The 18,277-nt window shown below is 73.3% G+C and carries 15 protein-coding genes; 6 read left to right on the top strand and 9 right to left on the bottom strand.

Going from position 1 to position 18,277, the window contains the following annotated elements; genetic code table 11:
• Positions 1–4 precede the first annotated feature (4 nt).
• Genes QQM72_RS16305 through QQM72_RS16315 form a run of 3 tightly spaced genes read right to left on the bottom strand, consistent with a single transcriptional unit; the run spans position 5 to position 5,477 of the window.
• Positions 5–4,165, bottom strand: a complete 4,161-nt coding sequence (locus QQM72_RS16305) for a non-ribosomal peptide synthetase (RefSeq protein WP_314221587.1) — start codon at positions 4,163–4,165, stop codon at positions 5–7.
• The gene (locus tag QQM72_RS16310) at positions 4,162–4,470 is read right to left on the bottom strand and encodes an acyl carrier protein (RefSeq protein WP_079073590.1); all 309 of its coding nucleotides are present in this window, start codon (positions 4,468–4,470) and stop codon (positions 4,162–4,164) included. The genes QQM72_RS16305 and QQM72_RS16310 overlap by 4 nt, the downstream gene beginning before the upstream one ends.
• A complete protein-coding gene (locus QQM72_RS16315) occupies positions 4,467–5,477 on the bottom strand; it encodes a ketopantoate reductase family protein (RefSeq protein ID WP_314221588.1) in 1,011 nt (336 codons plus the stop codon). The genes QQM72_RS16310 and QQM72_RS16315 overlap by 4 nt, the downstream gene beginning before the upstream one ends.
• A gap of 715 nt (positions 5,478–6,192) precedes the next feature.
• On the opposite strand from QQM72_RS16315, the gene QQM72_RS16320 reads away from it, so the two are divergent.
• From QQM72_RS16320 to QQM72_RS16345, 6 genes are all read left to right on the top strand, one after another.
• Positions 6,193–6,558, top strand: a complete 366-nt coding sequence (locus tag QQM72_RS16320) for an acyl carrier protein (protein WP_314221589.1) — start codon at positions 6,193–6,195, stop codon at positions 6,556–6,558.
• 111 nt (positions 6,559–6,669) lie between these two features.
• Positions 6,670–7,743 carry a class I SAM-dependent methyltransferase gene (locus tag QQM72_RS16325; protein WP_314221590.1) on the top strand — a complete coding sequence of 358 codons (1,074 nt, stop codon included), beginning with the start codon at positions 6,670–6,672 and terminating at the stop codon, positions 7,741–7,743.
• A complete protein-coding gene (locus QQM72_RS16330) occupies positions 7,743–8,129 on the top strand; it encodes a cupin domain-containing protein (protein WP_314221591.1) in 387 nt (128 codons plus the stop codon). The genes QQM72_RS16325 and QQM72_RS16330 overlap by 1 nt, the downstream gene beginning before the upstream one ends.
• A complete protein-coding gene (locus tag QQM72_RS16335; protein ID WP_314221592.1) occupies positions 8,126–9,181 on the top strand; it encodes a pyridoxal phosphate-dependent aminotransferase in 1,056 nt (351 codons plus the stop codon). The genes QQM72_RS16330 and QQM72_RS16335 overlap by 4 nt, the downstream gene beginning before the upstream one ends.
• A gap of 59 nt (positions 9,182–9,240) precedes the next feature.
• Positions 9,241–10,284, top strand: coding sequence for a methyltransferase (locus tag QQM72_RS16340; RefSeq protein WP_267020088.1), 1,044 nt, complete (start codon positions 9,241–9,243; stop codon positions 10,282–10,284).
• Entirely contained in the window at positions 10,281–11,135 is an 855-nt protein-coding gene (locus tag QQM72_RS16345; RefSeq protein WP_314221593.1) for a hypothetical protein, read from the top strand. Before QQM72_RS16340 ends, QQM72_RS16345 begins: the two co-directional genes overlap by 4 nt.
• A gap of 93 nt (positions 11,136–11,228) precedes the next feature.
• Here the strand turns inward: QQM72_RS16345 and QQM72_RS16350 are convergent, their stop codons facing one another.
• From QQM72_RS16350 to QQM72_RS16375, 6 genes are all read right to left on the bottom strand, one after another.
• Positions 11,229–11,951 carry a thioesterase II family protein gene (locus QQM72_RS16350; protein ID WP_314221594.1) on the bottom strand — a complete coding sequence of 241 codons (723 nt, stop codon included), beginning with the start codon at positions 11,949–11,951 and terminating at the stop codon, positions 11,229–11,231.
• Positions 11,948–13,432 carry a class I adenylate-forming enzyme family protein gene (locus tag QQM72_RS16355; RefSeq protein ID WP_314221595.1) on the bottom strand — a complete coding sequence of 495 codons (1,485 nt, stop codon included), beginning with the start codon at positions 13,430–13,432 and terminating at the stop codon, positions 11,948–11,950. Before QQM72_RS16355 ends, QQM72_RS16350 begins: the two co-directional genes overlap by 4 nt.
• Positions 13,429–13,977, bottom strand: coding sequence for a hypothetical protein (locus tag QQM72_RS16360; protein WP_314221596.1), 549 nt, complete (start codon positions 13,975–13,977; stop codon positions 13,429–13,431). The genes QQM72_RS16355 and QQM72_RS16360 overlap by 4 nt, the downstream gene beginning before the upstream one ends.
• On the bottom strand, positions 13,974–15,110 hold the full coding sequence (locus QQM72_RS16365; RefSeq protein WP_314221597.1) for a beta-ketoacyl synthase N-terminal-like domain-containing protein: 1,137 nt from the start codon (positions 15,108–15,110) through the stop codon (positions 13,974–13,976). Before QQM72_RS16365 ends, QQM72_RS16360 begins: the two co-directional genes overlap by 4 nt.
• 349 nt (positions 15,111–15,459) lie before the next feature.
• Positions 15,460–16,497 carry a rod shape-determining protein gene (locus tag QQM72_RS16370; RefSeq protein WP_314221598.1) on the bottom strand — a complete coding sequence of 346 codons (1,038 nt, stop codon included), beginning with the start codon at positions 16,495–16,497 and terminating at the stop codon, positions 15,460–15,462.
• Positions 16,498–16,716: 219 nt separating this feature from the next.
• Positions 16,717–18,207: an FAD-binding protein gene (locus QQM72_RS16375; RefSeq protein ID WP_314221599.1), complete on the bottom strand. Its 1,491-nt coding sequence runs from the start codon at positions 18,205–18,207 to the stop codon at positions 16,717–16,719.
• Between the last annotated feature and the right edge of the window lie 70 nt (positions 18,208–18,277).

Raw genomic sequence — 18,277 nt, forward strand, 5'->3', positions numbered from 1 at the left:
TCCTTCAGGAATGTACGGAGAGCGGGGACGCGGAAGACGCCCAGGACAGGGGGTGGCCGGGCAGACGCAGACGACGGGCCGGGCCGGCCGGTGTCAGCCGCACCTCGGCGCCCTGGCACCACAGGGCCGCGAGGGCCGTCAGCAGGGCCCGTTCGTCGGGGTCCTCGGCCGCGAGGTCGAGGACGGCCACCTCGCCGAGCCGGTCACAGGCCGTCCGGAGCAGCTTGGCCGGCTCGGCCTCGGCCGACAGGTGCTGTTCCTGCGGGGCGGGCCCGTCGGGGAACAGCGGACCCAGCGCGGTGGACCACAGCAGGGCGGGACGGCGGGGCACGGGGACGCGCGCGCCGGCCCGGTCGGCGGCCGGCCCTACGCCCTCCTCACCTTCCTGGGCCGTGAGCGCGCCGCTCACCACCGCGGCCGCGAACCGGCCCGTTCCCACCCCGTACACCGCCGCCGGGGTCACGCCCCGTTCGGCGAACCGGGCGGCCAGGCGCAGCTGGCGGGTGAGCGGTCCGGAGCCCCGGCCGGTGCCGTCCGGCGGGCCGTCCGCGAAGGCGAACACCACGGCCGGGGGCGAACCGGGGGCGGCGGGCGCCGCGGTGTGCGGGGCGCGCAGGGCACGCACCGCCTCGGCCAGGTCGGACGCCACGACGGCACACCGGTGACCGAAGTGCCGACGGCCCACGTCCAGCGTGTGGGCCACGTCCGCCAGTGCCAGGTCCTCGCTCGCCTCCAGATGGGCGGCCAGCCGCTCGCGGGCGACGAGCAGGGCCTCCGCGGTGGCGGCGGAGAGGGCGACGATCCGCGGACCGGGAGCCGACACCGGCGGCGTGCCGGCCGGCCTCGACGGCGCGCCTTCGAGGGGCCGTCGGGGCACGACGGCGGCCGGGGCCGCCGTCCCGCCCAGGGGCTGGTGGGCCGTGGCGACCAGGCGCGCCTGCTCGCGGACCGTGACATGGCGCAGCAGGTCGATGACCGGGATGTCGGCGCCGGTCGCCAGCCGCAGCTGCTCCCGCAGTCTCACCAGCAGCAGCGAATGGCCGCCGGCGTCGAAGAAGTTGCGGTCGGGCCCGAAGCCGTCGTGCTCCAGCACCGCCCGCCAGGCGGCCCGCACCCCTTCCGTCACGGAGGCCGCGGAGGCCGCGGAGGTGAGGGGAGGACCGGAGGCCGCGGCAGCCGCGGATACCGCCGAGGGCGGTTCCGGGGCGAGGGCCGCCGTGGGGGCCGGAGCGGGGTCGGGCCGAGCGGACCCGGTCGCCCGCTCAGGGTCCGGCAGCCGGCGCCGGTCGATCTTGCCGGTCGGGGTGAGCGGGAGCTCCCCGACCAGCAGCAGGTGGCTGGGTACGGCGAAGGCGGGCAGCCGCAGCCTGGCGTGCCGGCCGAGCTCGTCGGCGTCCGTGCCGGGCGCGGCCACCGTGTAGGCGACGATCTCCTTCTCGCCGCGCCGGTTGACGCGCGTCGTGACGAAGACCGACTCGACGGCCGGGTGCGCGTCCAACACCGCCTCCACCTCGCCGAGTTCGACGCGCTGGCTGCGGATCTTGACCTGGTTGTCGTTGCGGCCGATGAACTCCAGCAGGCCGTCGGGACGCCAGCGCACCCGGTCACCGGTCCGGTAGAGGCGGGTCGGGCCGTCGGTGACGAAACGGTCCGCCGTCATCGCGGGCGCGTTCAGATAGCCGTCGGCCAACCCCGCGCCGCCGAGCAGGAGTTCGCCCGGAACCCCGCGCGGCACCGGACGGGTGCCGCCCTCCTGAACGACCCGTACCTCGGTGCCGGGCACCGGTCGGCCGATGGGGACCGTCCTGGCGTTCGGCGCGAGGTCGGTGATCGGGAACCAGGTCGAGGTGAAGGAGTTCTCCGTGGGGCCGTAGCTGTGGAGCAGCACGCCCGGCCGGGACCAGCGCAGCGCACGGCGCATGTGCCGTACGGAGATCAGCTCGCCGCCGAAGTACACCCGCCGCAGCGACTGGAGCAGGTCCGGGGCGTCCTCGATGATCCGGTTGAGCAGCGGTGTCGTCACGAGCAGTGTGGTCACCCCGCGCTCGCGGACCACCGTCCGCATCTCACGGGGGCTGAGCACCAGGTGCTTGTCGAGGACGACCAGTTGGGCGCCGTGCGTGAGGGCGCCCCAGATCTCGTAGCTGGCGCCGTCGAAGTTGAGCGGGCACAGCTGCGCGACGACGTCCGTCTCGTCCAGCGGGAGGAAGTCGGGCCGTACGAAGAGCCGGGCCAGCCCGCGGTGCGGCAGCACGACCCCCTTGGGCCGGCCGGTGGTGCCGGAGGTGTAGAGCACGCAGAGGGTGGCGGTGTCGTCGTACGCGAGCTCGGGGGCGGACCGGCCGCGGGCCCGCGCGAGCGCCTCGTCGACCGGTACGGCGGTGCCCTCCGGCACGTCGAGGGTCTGTCCGCAGGCCGGGTCGACGACGAGGACCGCGGGACGGGCGTCGTCCACGATCAGCTGGAGCTGGGCCTGCGGATAGGCGGGGTCGAGGGGGAGGTAGGCGGCTCCGGCCAGGGCGGACGCCAGCCAGAACACCGGGGTCTCGACGCCGGGGGCGAGCAGCAGCGCCACGGTGTCGCCGGGCCCGACACCCCGCTCGCGCAGCCAGCCGGCCACCTCGCCCGCGCGGCCGGCGAGTTCGCCGTAGTCGAGGGTGCGCTCGCCGTGGCGTACGGCGATGGCGTCCGGGCGGTCGGCGGCGTGCCGCAGGACCAGCCCGGGGATGCTCGGCGCCGGTGACACGACGGGCGCGCCGTGCGCGGCGACCTCGGACAGGCCCGGGTCGCAGGCGGCGAGCAGGTCGCCGCAGGTGGTGTCCGGGTCGGCCACGGCGCGGGCCAGCAGCTCGCGCAGTTCCCCGGCGAACAGCTCGGCGGTGGCGGGGAGATAGCGGGCGGTGTCGTAGTAGACGCACAGCCGGGTACCGGCCGAGCCCTCCAGCACGTTGACCGAGAACTCGTACTTCGTCGTCTCGTCCGGGTGGTCGAAGCGGCGGACGGTCACCTCTCCCGCCTGCCACTCGTCCTCGTAGGCGGGGGTGTACATGAACACCGTCCGCTCGACGCCCGGCCCGTCGGCCTGTGCGCTGCGGATCGCCCGCAGCCGCCGCACCGGGAGGTGGGCGTGTTCCATCGCGTCGAGCATCTGCTCGCGCAGCCGGGCCGCCACCTCCAGGAAGCGGTCGTCCGGGGACATCCGGTCACGCATCGGCAGCGCCCGGCTGAACAGGTCGACACGCTCGGCGTCGGCGTACCGGCGGCCGGCGAAGACCATGCCGAAGGTGCCCTCGGACTCCCCGGCCCACGCGTGCAGCAGCACGGACCAGGCGGCGAGCAGCACGACGGCGGGGGAGCCGCGTTCGGCGGCGGCCAGCGCCTGGACCCCCGCGTGCACCTCGGCGGGCAGGAGCACCTCGACCCGGCCGGAGGGACCGGGGAAGCCGTCCTCCGGTACCAGGTCGTGCGGGGGCGCGAGGGAGGCGGGGGCGTCACGCAGGACGGAGGTCCAGTACTCGTCGGCGTCGGCGTCGGCATCGATATCGGTGTCGGTGTCGATCTCGGCGTCGGCGTCGCGGTCACCCTGGGCGTCGGCCTCGGCAGCAGTAACGCCACTGGCACCGCCACCGGCACCGGCATCGATGTCGGCATCGATGTCGGCCGACGTGCGCGGAGCTGGGACCGGGACCGGGCCGCCCGTCGTCCGGGCCCGGTACGCCGTCACCAGGTCCTCGGAGAGGATCCGGCTGGACCAGCCGTCGGAGACGATGTGGTGCATCGTGACGGCGAGCAGCGCGCCGCCCTCCCCGGCCAGCAGCGTCGCCCGCAGCAGCGGCGCGGTGGCCAGGTCGAAGGGCGCGCGGCCGGCGACGACCGCGCGGGCGAGGGCCTGCGCACGGTCGTAGCGGCCGGGGAGCCGGTCGGTGACGAACGCCATCGGCGGGTCGGTCTCGGCGGTGCGCCACAGCTCGCCGCCCTCGGTGACGAAGGCGCAGCGCAGGGCAGGGTGGGCGGTCAGCACATCGCCGAGTGCGGCACGCAGCGCCGGTATGTCGACGGTCGGCGTGAACTCCAGGTCGACGGTGACGTTGTAGCGGTCGGACTCCGGCTCGCGCTGACAGGCGAGCCAGACGTCCATCTGCTCGGAGGAGGCGGGTTCCCTCACTGCGGGACCGCCAGGTGCTCGCCGGCGGCGCCCGTACGCAGGGTGCGCACCAGGTTGGCCACCGTGCGCACCGAGTGGAAGTGGAGCGGGGTGAACTCGGCGTCCGTGATGGCCACGCCGAAGCGCTGCTCGCACTGGGCGCGCAGCTCCACGAAGCCGAGGGAGTCCAGGCCCAGCACGTCCTGGAGGCCGTCGTCGTCCCCGATGCGTTCGGTGGGCACGTCCAGGAAGAGGTCCTCGACGAGGATCTCCTTGAGGGTCGCTTCCAGGGTCTCGTCCAGTGTCTCGCCCGAACCGACTGTCATGACGTTTCTCCCTTGCGGTAGGTGGATCGGTGCGGTGCGGGTACTTCCGCCTGCCGCTCCCGCTCCGCGGCCCTGCGGGCCAGTTCGGTCAGCGCGGGTACGGCCACGTGGTGGTCCCGGGCGCGGCGCAGCACCGGCTCGGTGAGCGCGGCGAGTTCGGTCGGCCGGACCCCGGCGGCGACGTCCCGGTGCAGGGAGGTGTCGGTCCGGCCGGGCAGGGTGTCCAGGGTGTGCAGCAGGTTCCGGTCGTCGACGGCGACGGTGTCCGCGGCGGCGACGGCACAGGCTTCCCGGGCGGCGTCGCGCAGCAGGGCGGACAGCTCGGGCCGTCGGCGGACGATGCCGAGGGGGCCGTCGGCCGCGGTGGTGGCCAGCGCCAACGGCAGCAGGAGGACCAGCTTGCGCCACAGGACGCTCGCCGGATCCCGCTCCGGGGTGCAGCCGAGACCCGCGTCGGCGAGGACCTCGGCGAGCCCGCCGAGCCGCCGGCCACCGGGGCCGGCGCCCCTTTCGGGAGCGTCCGCGGCGCGGCCTCGGTCCTCGGGAGCGTCCCCGGCGCGGTCGCCGTCGGTGGTCGCGAGGCTGACCTCCGCGTACAGGGAGTTCCAGGTGACCCGGCCGGGCGCGGTGCGTTCCGCCTCGATGAGGATCGCGCCGACCAGCTGGCGGGGCCCGAACCTGGTCCGCAGCGATCGCGCATGGTCGAGTCCGTTGAGCAGGGGGACGACCGAGTCCGGGGTCAGCCGTGGGGCGACCCGGTCCAGGGCGGCGTCCAGCGCGGGCGCCTTCACCGTCACCCACAGGACGTCGACCGGCTCGTCGAGCCGCTCCACCGCGCGCGCCTCGACGGCGAGGTCGCCGTGCAGTTTGCTGTGGACGTCGATCACGCCGCGGTAGCGGGCTCGTGAGGACTCCCGCATCACCAGCACGACCTCGTGGCCGGCACGGGCCAGCGCCGCTCCGAGGGCGAGCCCGACTCCGCCGGCGCCCAGAATCGCATGCCTCAACACGCTTCCTTGATGCATCTCGTGACGGATGCCGCTGCCCGTACGGCGGTGCGCGCACAGGTGTGCGCACGGATGTGCGCCGTGCGGCGGGCAGCGGTGGACGACACCGTGTGAATGATGGAAAAGGGCCGGCTACGGCCTTTGAGAGATCAGGCGGCCACGGGTCAGGTGGTCACCGATCCAAGGATCATCGGAGTTCGAAAAGGACTCTGACGGAATATGGAACCGGTTGGTCGACCGGTTCTGTCTCCCCCGTTTCGGCGTACATCATTCCCCCTGTCACGCCGGTTGGTGTCGGCCTCGAACGCAACCCTTGAAATACTGCGTTCACAATCGACTCATCGACCGTAGAGGTGCCGAGTTTCGGCCGTCAACCCGCTTTTCGGCCAACCGGATGGCCGATGCAAGCGAATGACAGGGCGGGTTTACACCCAGCGTTGAAGTGTTGGCCAGAGGTGATTCCGGCGCAGGCTGGCCGACATCCGACCCTTGACTGGCTCGATGGCCGCTGCCTACTCTCCGATATCGGCAGTCTGCCGCCAGGTGAGCAATCACCTCAGGGACCGAACCGGTTTGACCCACCGGTGGAGCGTCCGTTTTTACGGGGGAAAACAATTGAAGTTTCGCTTGGCCGCGCCCATCGGCGCGGCCGTTCCACGGCTGCCCCACATTCGGGGCGATCGACCGTGATCCGTCATGACACGGGGGAATTATCTTGAGCGACGACGGCGTGAAAACACGTCCGGATCCGTATGCCGCGCAATTTTCCGGACCGCCTTCGGGGCGGCATTCCGGACCGCCTTCCGGGCCGGTTCCCGAACCGCCCGCGACACCGTCCGCGCGGGCCATGGAAGACCAGGTCAGAGCGGCGTGGACCGAGGTCCTCGGGCATGACGACTTCGATGACGACACCCCCTTCGTCGAGGCGGGCGGTCATTCCCTGAAAGCCACGCAGGTACTCATGCGGCTGCGTCGGCAGCTCGGTGTCCGGCTGCCCAACCGGCTGTTCTTCGACCACCCCACCGTGCGGGAACTGGCGGTGGCGGTGGCACGTGTCGCCGCCACTTCGCCCCGCGTTTGACCGGTTGCCGCAGATTCGGGCTTCGGCGCCGGCCCGAGGCCGACTCGAAGCAGGCTCGTCGTCGGCTCGACCGGAGCTCGGCATTCGACCGAAACAAGGAAGGCACCTCTCGTGACTGCTCCCCTTTCCCGTGACGGCCTCCAAGCGTTGGGTGAAAGCTTTTTCCGTCCCGCCGAATGGCAGGGCGCCGCGAACACCCCGCTCGATGCCGACACCGCGTTCAACGGATTCATCTCCACACATGTCGTTTTCGCCCTGGAGCAACTGGGGCTGTTCGCCTGGTTCGACGCGGCCGACCGGCTCGACGTGCGCGAGTACTGTTGGAGCCGGCAGCTGGACGAAAGGGTTTTCCGCCAGTTGTTGTCGGCGGCGGAGGCCTTCGGGTATCTCGACGTTCTCGACGGCCTGGTGACACCCACGCCGGCCTGGGGCGACCTCCGCCGGAAAATAGGGTTCTTCACCTGGGGCGTGGGCGGGTACCACGACGTCTTCGCCAATGCCGCGACCATCGCGCGAGGGGAACGCGCTTTCGGCAAGGACGTGTTGCGCGACGAGGCCATGGTGGCGCTCGGCTCGGCCCAGGCCGACATGGCGCTGATGCGGAACCTGCTCGACGAGCAGATCGCCGCACTCGACTTCTCCGTCATCGCCGACCTCGGCAGCGGGATCAGCGAACGCGTGTGCCGCCTCGTCAAGTCCCGTCCCGGCGCCCGAGGTCTGGGCCTGGACATCAGCGCCTCGGCCACCGCGCTGGCGGCCGGCACCGTCGAACGGCACGAGCTGGCCGACCGCGTCCAGCCGATCTGCGCCGACGTCCTCGACATCCTCTTCCGGGGCCGCCGCATCGAGGGCGCCGACCAGGTGGACGTCGCGATGAGCTTCATGTTCCTGCACGACCTGCTCGTCGACCCCACCACCCGGTCGGACGTCATCCCCGCGCTGCGCAAGGCGTTCCCCCGCGCGCACACCTTCCTGCTCGCCGACACCACCGTCCGGCCGCGCGGCGAGAAGGACACGCTGCCCGTCTTCTCCAGCGGCTTCGAGCTCGCCCACGCGCTGATGGGCGTCCCCGTCTACACGCGCGAGGAGTACGAGGACCTCTTCCACGAGGGCGGGCTGCACCTGCGCCGCACGGTTCCCTTCGGCGCCCCCCACACCTACCTGTTCGTCCTGGAGGCCCAGTGATGAGCGAGCGATGTCCCGCCGGCCCCGAGATCGTGGAGGATCTGCCCATCCCCCTCGCCGTGGCCGGGCATCACCAGCCCGCGCCCTTCTACCTCACCGCGGACATGTTCGGCGGCCTGCCCGTGCAGCTCGCCGGCGGTGAACTCAGCACCCTGGTCGGCAAACCGGTCGCCGCGCCGCACACCCACCCGGTCGACGAGCTCTACCTGCTCATCTCCCCGAACAAGGGCGGCGCCCGCATCGAGGTCCAACTCGACGGCGGACGCCATGAACTGCTCTCCCCGGCCGTCATGCGGATCCCGGCCGGCAGCGAACACTGCTTCCTGACCCTCGAGGCGGAGGCCGGCAGCTACTGCTTCGGCGTCCTCCTGGGGGACAGCCTGTGACCCCGGCCGCCGGCAAGGCGTTCAACACGAGTGTCCCCGGCGCCGACGACCTGATCCGGCTGCACCTCAGCGAGAGTCCCCACGGCGCCAGCAAGGCGGCCGTGCGGGCGGCCGAGCGCGAACTGGGGCGGGTCAACGTCTACCCGGACCCCGAGCGGCAGGAACTGGTGCGGGCGCTCGCCGCGCACTGGGGTGTCGGCCCCGACCACATCGCCGTCGCCAACGGGAGTGACGAGCTCGTCCTGGCCACCGCCCTCACCCTCGGCGACCGGAGCCTTCCCGGGCTCGTCACCGACGGGACGTTCCCCGGCTACCGGGCCTGTCTGGAGCTCACCGGGCGCGGCTGCACCGCCGTACCGCTCAGCGGCACCGCCGTCGACGCCGCCGCCTTCGCCGCGCGGCTGCCCGGACACGGGATCGGCTATCTGTGCAACCCGCACAACCCCAGCGGCGCGGCCCTCACCCGGCGGGAACTGGCCGCGCTGGTCGATGCCTCCGGCCGCAGCGGGGTCCCGCTGGTCTTCGACGAGGCGTACATGGAGTTCGCCGACCCGGACACCCCGCAGACCCGCGACCTGCTGGACGAGGGCGCGCCCGTCGTCGCGCTGCGCACCTTCTCCAAGGCCTACGGCCTGGCCGCGCTGCGCGTCGGCTACGCCGTCGGCCGGCCCGAGCTGATCGCCGGACTGCGGGGAACCCTGCGGGCCCTGCCCTTCAGCGTGAACCGGCTCGCCCAGGCGGCCGCGACCGCCGCCCTCGGCGACCGGGACTTCGTCGACGGGGTACGCCGGTCCACCGCCGAGCGGCGGCGCTGGTTCGTCGGCGAGCTGGACCGGCGCGGGCGGGCCCATCTGCCCTCCGTGACCAACTTCGTCGCCGTCGCGGCCCGGGACTGCGCCCGCGCGCAGGATCGTCTCGCCGCGGATTTCGGCATTCTCGTTCGCAATGCAGGGCTGTTCGGATTTCCCGGATACCTGCGCACGTCGCTCGGCGAACAAAAGGACCTCGTGCGGTTCCTCGACGCCCTGGACGAGATCGAACGGACTCCCTGAATTCCCACCGGAACGCCCGGCGAAACGACCGACCGAACGAGAACGACTGGAGGCTTTTGGTGTTCCGCCAAGACCCGTTGAACACGATCCTCGCCCTGGGCTCCGGGTTCACCCCCACGGCCGTGCGGGTGACCGCGACACTCCGCCTGCCCGACCTGGTGGAGCAGGGTCACCGGACCGCGGCGGCCCTGGCCGCCGAGACCGGCACCGACGAGCAGTCCCTGGGCCGCGTCCTGCACTACGTCAGCCTCCTCGGCCTCTTCGAGGAGACGACCGACAGCGCGTCGCGGCAGCGGACGTACGAGCTCACCGACGTGGGCCGGGTGCTGCTCGGCGACCACCCGAGCAATCTGCGCCGCTGGCTGGACTACGAGGACCCGAGCCGGCCCATGGAGGCCCGCTTCGAACCGGCCGTCGGCCGGCTCATGGACGCCGTACGCACCGGTCTGCCGGTGTACGAGCAGGCGCACGGGCGGCCCTTCTGGAAGGACCTGGAGGCACACCCGGACATCGAGAAGTCCTTCAACGCGGGCATCGCCCGGATCGCGGACCGGCTGGTGCCGGAACTGGCCCGTATCTACGACTGGGCGTCGGTGGGGCACGTCGTGGACGTCGGCGGCGGCAACGGCTCCCTGCTGCTGAAGCTGCTCACCGAGCACCCGGCGCTGCGCGGCACGCTGCTGGAGCTGCCGAGCGTCATCGACGAGGCCGGCGGGGTCACCGCCCCGGTGTCCGACCGCTGCGAGCTGGTCGCGGGCAGCTTCTTCGAGCCGGTTCCGGCCGGCGGCGACGTCTACCTGATCGCCAACACCCTGCACAACTGGAGCGACCGGGACGCCGCCCGCATCCTGGGCCGCTGCTCGGCGGCGCTCGCCCCCGGCGGGCGGGTCGTGGTCGTCGAGCGGCTGCTGGACAGCGGCAAGGACCCCGTGATGGCGAGCTACGCCGACCTGCTGATGCTGGTCCTGCTCGGCGGCCGTGAACGCAGCATGGACGACCTGCGCGACCTCGGCGCCGGCGTCGGACTGACCCTCACCGACTCCACGAAGTTCGAGCTGCCCGGCCACTGGCTGGTCGAGTACACCAAAGAGGAGACCCGGTGAAGCGCTCGCTGAACCCGGACGAGCCCAACGCCCTGCTCTCCTACGACTTCGACCGGGGCAGCAACTACGAGAACGTCCTGCATCTCACCGACGCCCTCGGCGCCCTCGTCCCGGAGAGCGAGACGGAACATCCCGACCAGCGGTTCTTCCAGGTCACCCACCTCATCACCGAGTACGCCTGGGTACAGGTCCACTACGAGCTGCGCCGGGCGATCGGGCACCTGGACCAGGACCGGTATCACCAGGCGGTCCGCATGTTCGACCGGGCGACCGGGCTCAGCGAGGTCACCGTCCAGGCGGTGCGGCTGCTCACCGACCACCTGCCGCAGCACAGCCTGCTGATGATGCGCAACGCGCTCCCCGAGGACGCCACCGGCCTGGACTCGCCCGGCTACCGCAACCTGCGGCGGGTGGCCCGTCCGGTCTGGAAGGCCTACGAGCAGGCGGTGGAGCGCGCCGGGCTGTCCCTCCAGGACGTGATCGCCCAGCAGGACGACGGCTACGACGGCCCCCGCTCGTCCGGTTCGCAGTCGCTGGCCCTGGTCCGGGAGGCGATGCTGCGGCTGGACGGCAGTGTCCTCGGCTGGAAGCAGCACCACCTGATCATGGTCTGGTCGCAGCTGGGCGGCCAGCCCGGCCTGCGCAAGGGGAACGAGGAGGGCGACGACGAGCTCGAGCTGCCGCAGAGCCTGGGCGGCCGGTCCCTGGCGACGCTGGAGGCCCGCTCGCAGCTGGCGCTCTTTCCGGAACTGTGGCGGGCGGCGGAGGACGCGTACTGGCTGCTCGGCACCCGGCACGACACCGACGCCCCGGTGCGCGGCGGCGGGAACGGCTGTCCGGTGCAGCACTGACCCCCTGACCAGCACCGACCACCCCTGACACGGCTTCTCCGGCATCCCCCTCCTGACACCGGCCCTCGCGAGCGGGCCGCCGACCGGACTCGGTCAGCGGCCCGCTCGCTGCTGCGCGGCCAGGCCGACAAGCCGGGCCGCGACCTCCTCGAAGCGTTCATGGAGGAAGAAGTGGCCGCCGGCGAAGGCCTCGCCGACGAGCGTGCGCCGGGTGTAGTGCCGCCAGCCGGCCATCACCTCGGGCGGGGTGTCCGCGTCGCCGCCGCCGTACCAGACGACGAGGTCGCTCGGCAGGGGCCGCGGCTCGGGGGCGGGGCGGTGGCCGGCGAGCAGCGCGAGGTCGCCGCGGATGACCGGCACGAACTGGTGCCGCATCGGTGACCGGCGCACCTCCGTCGGGATCCGGCCGTTCTCCGCGAGCGCGTCGAGCAGGGCGTCGTCGTCCAGGGCGAGCAGGGGGCCGTAGGAGGAGGTGCCGAGGAGGTGGGGCGGCCGGGCGGCGGCGACCACGACGAACTCCGGCGCGGGCCGGCCCAGGGCGTGCAGGGCGAGGGCCGTCTCGTAGGCGAGCAGGCCGCCCATGCTGTGCCCGAGCAGCGCGTACCGGCCGGGCGGGTCCAGCCGGAGGGCGAGGTCGGCGGCCGCGGCCCGCAGGGTCGCCGCCCGCGGCTCACGGGAGCGCAGGCCCTTGCCCGCGATCTCCAGAGGCCGGGCGCGCAGCCCGGCCGGCAGCTCGCGCCGCCAGCGCACGAAGCTGCGCGCGGAGCCGCCGGCGTGCGGCACGCAGTACAGGGTGAGCGGTTCCGGGCCCGTCACTTGTGGTGCTCGCCCGCGCGCAGTGACCGGATCCGGACCGTCAGCGGCAGTTCGTTGCGGGTCAGCAGGGACCGCAGGTGCCGCCGCATCTCCGCCTCGGAGGGCGGTACGGCGTCGTCGACGAAGACGTCGAGCTCGAGGACGGCGGAGTCGTCGTCCACGACGGCGATCCTGGTCGCGGCACGGACCACTCCGGGCAGCGACTCGGCGGCCCGGCGCACCGTCGCCGTCGACACCTTCTCGCCGCGCACCATCGCGAAGTCCGACGAGCGGCCGTGCACGTACACGTATCCGTCGTCGTCGACGTGCCCGATGTCGCCGGTGGCCAGCAGGCCGGGCTCGACCAGATCGCCGCGCTTGGACGGCGCGGGCTCGCCGACCCGCCTGCGGTAGACGGTGTCGGAGCGCACGAGCAGCTCCCGCTCCCCGGTGTCGGTGGGCCGGGTGAGCACCTCGACGCCGTCCAGCGGCAACCCCACCGAGCCGTGCCGGTGCGGGGGCTCCCGGTGGGCGGCCAGGGTGGACACCCGCGGCCCGGCCTCGGTCAGCCCGTAGGTGATGTACAGGCCCAGCTCGGGGTTGAGTTTCAGCAGGCGGGAGACGTACGACGGGTCGAGGGCCTGCCCGCCCACGGTCAGCGTGCGCAGCGGCGCGGGCAGTTCGCCGCCCGCGGTGACCACGGACTTGACCAGGCTCGGGGTGAGCGAGGAGAGGGTGACGCCCCGGCCGGCGACCGTGGCCAGGTAGTCGGCCACCGAGAACGGCGGTCCCGCCATGACCAGCCGCGAGCCGTGCACGAGGCCGCCGAGCACCTGGGCGACCAGCGCGTAGGAGTAGTAGACGGGCAGGCTGACCAGGGTGGTGTCGGCGGCGCGCTGGCCGAGGGAGCGGCCGTGGCGGCGGGCGTTGCGCAGCAGGGCGTCGACGCCGTGCAGGCATCCGGTGGCCATGCCGGAGGTGCCGGAGCTCATCAGGATCACGTGGCCCGGCCCGTGGTGCTGATACGGCCGGCCGGTGAAGAGGCCGATGTCGGCGCCGCCGGTGCGGGTGACGTCGGTGACGCCGTACGCGTCGGCCCGCACGGCCGCCCTGACCAGTGCGCAGGCGCCCAGTTCACGGGCCACCTCGCGGACCCGGGACACCGGGGTGGACGGGGAGAGCAGCACGGGGGTGTGTCCGGCCAGTGCGACGGCGAAGAAGAACCGCAGCGCCCGGATGCCGTTCGGCAGCGCGATGACGACGACGGCGCCGGGCGGGGCCGGCAGGGCCGCGAACCGGTCGATCAGGGCGGGCAGCCCGGCCGGGCCGCCCGGATCCTCGGTACGGGACAGGTCCTCGACCCGGCCCAGGAAGTCGCCGACGACGGCGGGGTCGAGGAGCGGGTCGGCCAGGCTCGGCGGTGTCGTGATCGGGGAAGTCGTGATCGGTGGTGTCGTGCTCGGGGTGGTCGTGTTGCGCGGGGTGGTGTTCTGCGAGGTCATGTTCTCCGGGGCCTCCGCGTGGGCGTCGGCCCACTGACGACCAGGCAGTGCGCCCGGTGCTTGCCTTCGTCGTCGACTTCGTGGGTGACGACCAGGACGTGTGCGGCGCTCGGCGGGTCGCCGAGCAGCCAGTCGCCGCACAGTGCTCTGGTGAGCGGCACGGCCGGGGTGAGGGGCATGGGCAGCATCGACACCGGCCCGTGGAAGCCGAACGCCGAGCAGACGACCCCGACGAGCGAGCCCGCTCCGGCGCCCGCGAACCGCATGGGGGAGACCCGGCCGCGGGGGACGGACTCGGCGAGCGCGCGCAGGGTGTGGCGCGTGGCCCGCTCGCTCACCCCGATGACCCCGACCTCCTCGGGACGGCTCGGCGCGGCGTCGCCGCAGTTCTCCAGCGCGGCGGCCACGGTCTCGGCCATCAGCCAGGCCACGGGGTCGGCGTACACCCCGGGGACGCGGCGCCCGACCGTGCCCGGGTCGTCCGTCTCCACCAGGGCGGAGCCGGTGATCACGGCTCCCGCGGGGCACCACTGCGCCGGGTTCACGCGGCGCCCCCGACCGCGGTCCGCGGCCCGTCGGCCGCCAGCAGCAGGCACGTGTTGAAGCCGCCGAAGCCGAGGGTGAGGCTGATGCCGAGGGAGCCGGTGAACTCCCGGGGGGCGTCCGCGGCCAGCGGCAGGGTCAGTTCCGGCATGACCGTGCGCGTGTGCGGGAGCGGGGGCACGCTGCCGTGCCGCAGCGCGAGGAGCAGGGCGATGGCCTCCAGCGCGCCGGTGGCGCCGAGGGTGTGGCCGAAGGCCGGCTTGGTGGCGAACACGACCGCCTCCGACTCCTTGCCGAAGACGGTGCCGTAACACGCCGCCTCCGCCGTGTCGTTGGCGCGGGTGCCGGTGCCGTGGGCGTTGATCACCGCGATGTCCCGGGCGTCGGCCCCCGCCCTGGCCAGAGCGCGCCGGACGGCGAGGACCGCGCCCGCCCCGGTCTCGTCGGGGGCGGTCGGCCCGGTGCCGTCGTTGGACGCGCCCCAGCCGCGCAGTTCGCCCAGGATCCGGGCGCCGCGCGCCGTGGCCGCGGCCCGGGTCTCCAGCAGCAGGAAGCCGGCGCCCTCGCCGAAGAGGGTGCCGTCCCGGTCGGTGTCGAAGGGGCGGACGGCGCCGGACGCGGAGAGGGTGCCGAGCGCCCGGTGTCCGAGGAGTTTGCCCTCGGTGAGCAGGTCGATGCCGCCGCACAGACAGCGTTCCGCCTCGCCGCCGGTGAGCAGGGCCGCGCCGGCCAGCACGGCATCGGCGCCGGAGGAGCAGGCGGTGCTCACCGACGCGGACCGGGCCACCCCCAGTTGCTCGGCGACGGCGGAGGTCAGGGTGTGCGGCGAGGTCTCGGCGGCGTCGTCCAGGTGCGGGCCGAGGCTGCTGCCGAGCACCAGCGTGTCGACGTCCCCGGCCGGGCAGCCCGCGTCGCGCAGGGCGGCGGCCGCGGTGGTCACGGCGAGCGAGATCTGCCGTGCGGACGGAGGTCCGTCCGCCCCGCGGTCCGCCTCGCCGTCCGTGAGGAGGGCGGCGGGTGGACGGCCGTCACCCGCCGACTCCCGGACGCCGACGCGCCCGCTCGTCAGCTGCTGCCACACCTCGTCGAGACCGTCACCCAGCGCTGTGGTCCAGCCCATGCCGGTGATGCACACGGCCCGATCGCGGTCGGCTCTGCGGAAACCCCCCAAGTAAATCCCCCCGGTATTCCGATAAACGCTCTGAGCGAAGCTCTGCGGGATCCGCGTAACCCCGATTTGCCGATCGAAATTCTATTTGCATACAGCAATCGTATTTTAACGAAGGAGTTCTGGGGTGGCAAGGGACGCAGGTCGCGCTCACATCGACGCCTGCCACGTCACGGTCGTCGCCCCGCCGCCCCGGCACCCCCGCCGCCCTGCACCCCCGGCACCCCGGCACCCCCGGCGCTCGCGACGCCCCCGTCGCCGTCCCCTCCGGGATCCGGCTCTCGGCCGGGCCGGTCGCCGCGGCCCGGTCCAGGGCTCAGGCGCCCAGCGGGTCCAGGGTCAGCGGCTCGACCTTGCCCTCCAGCATGGCGCCCAGGCCCTGGGCGGCGCAGATGTCGGGCCGTTCCGCGATGTGCACCGGCATCCCCGTGGCCTGACGCAGCATCTGGTCGAAGCCCGGCAGCAGGGCGGAACCGCCGACCATCATGATCCCGCGGTCGGCGAGGTCGGCGACCAGGTCGGGCGGGCACTCGCGCAGCACCCTGCCGATGCCGTCGAGCACGGCGGTCAGCGGGGTCTCGATGGCGTCCCGTACGGCCGCGGTGTCGACCTGTACGGAACGGGCGAGGCCGGTGGCGACGTCCCGCCCGTGGATCTCGGTGGACACGGGGCCCTGCGAGGTGAGGCCGTTGCCGGAGAGGGTGACCTGCAGGGGCCGGACGGACTGGCTGGGCAGCATCAACTCGTGCTCGTGGCGCAGGTGCTGGACGATCGCGTGGTCCACGGCCTCACCGCCCACCGGGATCCGCTCGGCGGTCACGATCGAGCCGAGGGAGAGCACGGCGACCTGGGTGGCGGCCGCCCCGCACACCATGATCATGGTGGCTTCGGGGCGTTCGACGGGCAGCCCGCAGCCGACGGCGGCGGCGATCAGGGTGTCGACGAGTTCCACGCGGCGGGCGCCGAGGCCCACCAGGGTCTCGATCGCGGCGCGCTGGGCGAGCGGGTCGGCGTCGTGCGGGGTGCAGGCGGCGGCGCGCAGGAACGGCTTGCGGCGCAGCTGACGGCGGATCTTGTCGCCGAGCAGATGGCGCAGCATGCGCTGCGCCATCTCGATGTCGACGACCGTGCCGCCGGAGACCGGGCGCATGACGCGGATGTAGTGCGGCGTGCGCCCGGTCATCTTCTCGGCGAACTCGCCGACCGCGATCAGCGCACCGGTGCGGGTGTTCACCGCTGCGGCGGACGGCTGGTCGACGACGAGCCCGGCCCCCTTCACGTAGACCCGCGTCCGCGCCGCTCCCAGGTCGACGGCGAAGTGGCAGCGGCGCAGCTGCTCCAGACTGGCGGTCATGGCAGGTCCTCCCGAGAGCGCAGACCGTGGGGCTTCGCCGGGCCGGCGGGCCTCTCGTGCGTGGGCCGCCGCGCGGTCGGCCTCCTTCGCATGGTGCGGGGGCGGGGAGGGGGCCGCCTTTTCTGGTGGGCCGGGCGAGGCGCGGCCGAATGGGGGTTTTGTCTCACCTGCCCAAAATAAGTATGAAATACGGTCAGGTCGGGGAGGCGCGCGGCCGGATCAGCCGAAGATGCCCTGCCCCGGGACGAGGATCCCCTGTGGGTCGTACGTCCGCTTCGCCGACTCCAGTCCCGGCCAGGCCGGGCCGAAGTGGGTGCGCCAGTCGGCGGGCGTGAAGGGGATGCTGCCGACGGGGTAGTGGGTGCCGCCGGCCGCCGCGGTGGCCTCGTAGGCGCAGCGGTTGGCCGCCAGGAGACGGTCGACGGCGACGGTGTCGTCCGGCGGCGCGGCGCTCAGCACGTCGAAGAGGTACGACACGGCGTCGTCGGAGCTGCGCAGCAGCGGGGTGGTGAGGCGGTCGCCGCGCAGGGGGTAGAAGAGGATGACGGCCCCGGGGCCCACGTCGGCCGGGGTGAGTCCGCCCAGGATCCGCGCGCCGAGGGCCGCGGCGGAGGTGCCGGGCAGCATGAGGTTGAGCCAGGGGTGGGCGTACGTCCAGATGCCGGCCGCCTTCATGGCGGCGACGACGGGGGCCAGCCGGTCGAGGAAGTCGTAGTAGGTCTGGTCGGTGGACTCGGCGCTCGCGGGGTCGTGGCGCAGACCGCGCAGCAGTGCCGTGTCGTCCGGTGCGGGGCCCACCGGCGGGCCGTAGGCCACCGCCTCCAGGACGTAGACCCCGAACGCCCCGGCGGCGTCCGCGTGGACCTGCCCCTCGACGTAGTCGAAACGGCCGTCCTGGACCAGGAGGCGCTGGTCGTCGAGGAAGACCGCCAGGTCGTCGTAGGTGAGCTGGTAGCGCCGTACGGTCTCGGGCGCGGGGACCAGGCGCAGCGTGGCCTCGACGACGACGGCGCACTGGCCGAGGCCCGCCAGCACCGCGTGGAAGAGGTCGGCGCGCCGGGACGGGGAACAGCGCACCAGCTCGCCCGCCCCGGTGACGACCCGCAGTTCGGTGACGTTGTCGACCTGGGCGCCGTACCGGTGGGCCTGGCCGCCCAGACCGCCCACCGACAGGGTGCCGCCGACGGAGAGCTCGAGGTAGTCGGTGAAGACGGGCGGGGTGAGGCCGTGCGCGAGCGTGGCCCGGGCCACCGCGCTCCACCTGGCGCCCGCGCCGACGGTGACGGTGGTGCTGCCGGGCCCCAGCGGGCCGATGTCCGCGAGTGTCGCGGTCTCGATGACCAGACCGCCCGCCACCTGCGCCTGGCCGAACGGGGCGTGTCCCTGGCCGCGTGGCGCGACCGGCAGACAGTGGTCGTTGCAGAAGCGGACCATGGCGACGACGTCACGGACCGAGCCCGGCCGCAGGACCGCCGAGGGGCGCCGGTGCACGATGTGTCCGTAGTCGTCGGCCGCCGCCGCGAGTGCGAGGTCGTCCGTGACGAGCGTGCCGTCCAGCCGGGGAACCCGGGCCAGTTCCGTGACGGCCTCGAGGTCCGCGTCGGCCGTGGTCGCGGCCCAGCTGCGGGCGCCGGGATCGAAGCCGGTCACCGCGGCTCCGGTGACCGTGAGTCCGCGCAGGACGGTACGTCTTGACGGTGTGCTGGACATGCGCATTTCCCCCTCGGAATCTCCATGAGATCTTCAAATCCACGTCAGGGTAGGACAGTTGGCCCCGCCC

The organism is Streptomyces zaehneri (genome assembly GCF_032248645.1).
GTDB classification, from domain to species: domain Bacteria; phylum Actinomycetota; class Actinomycetes; order Streptomycetales; family Streptomycetaceae; genus Streptomyces; species Streptomyces coriariae.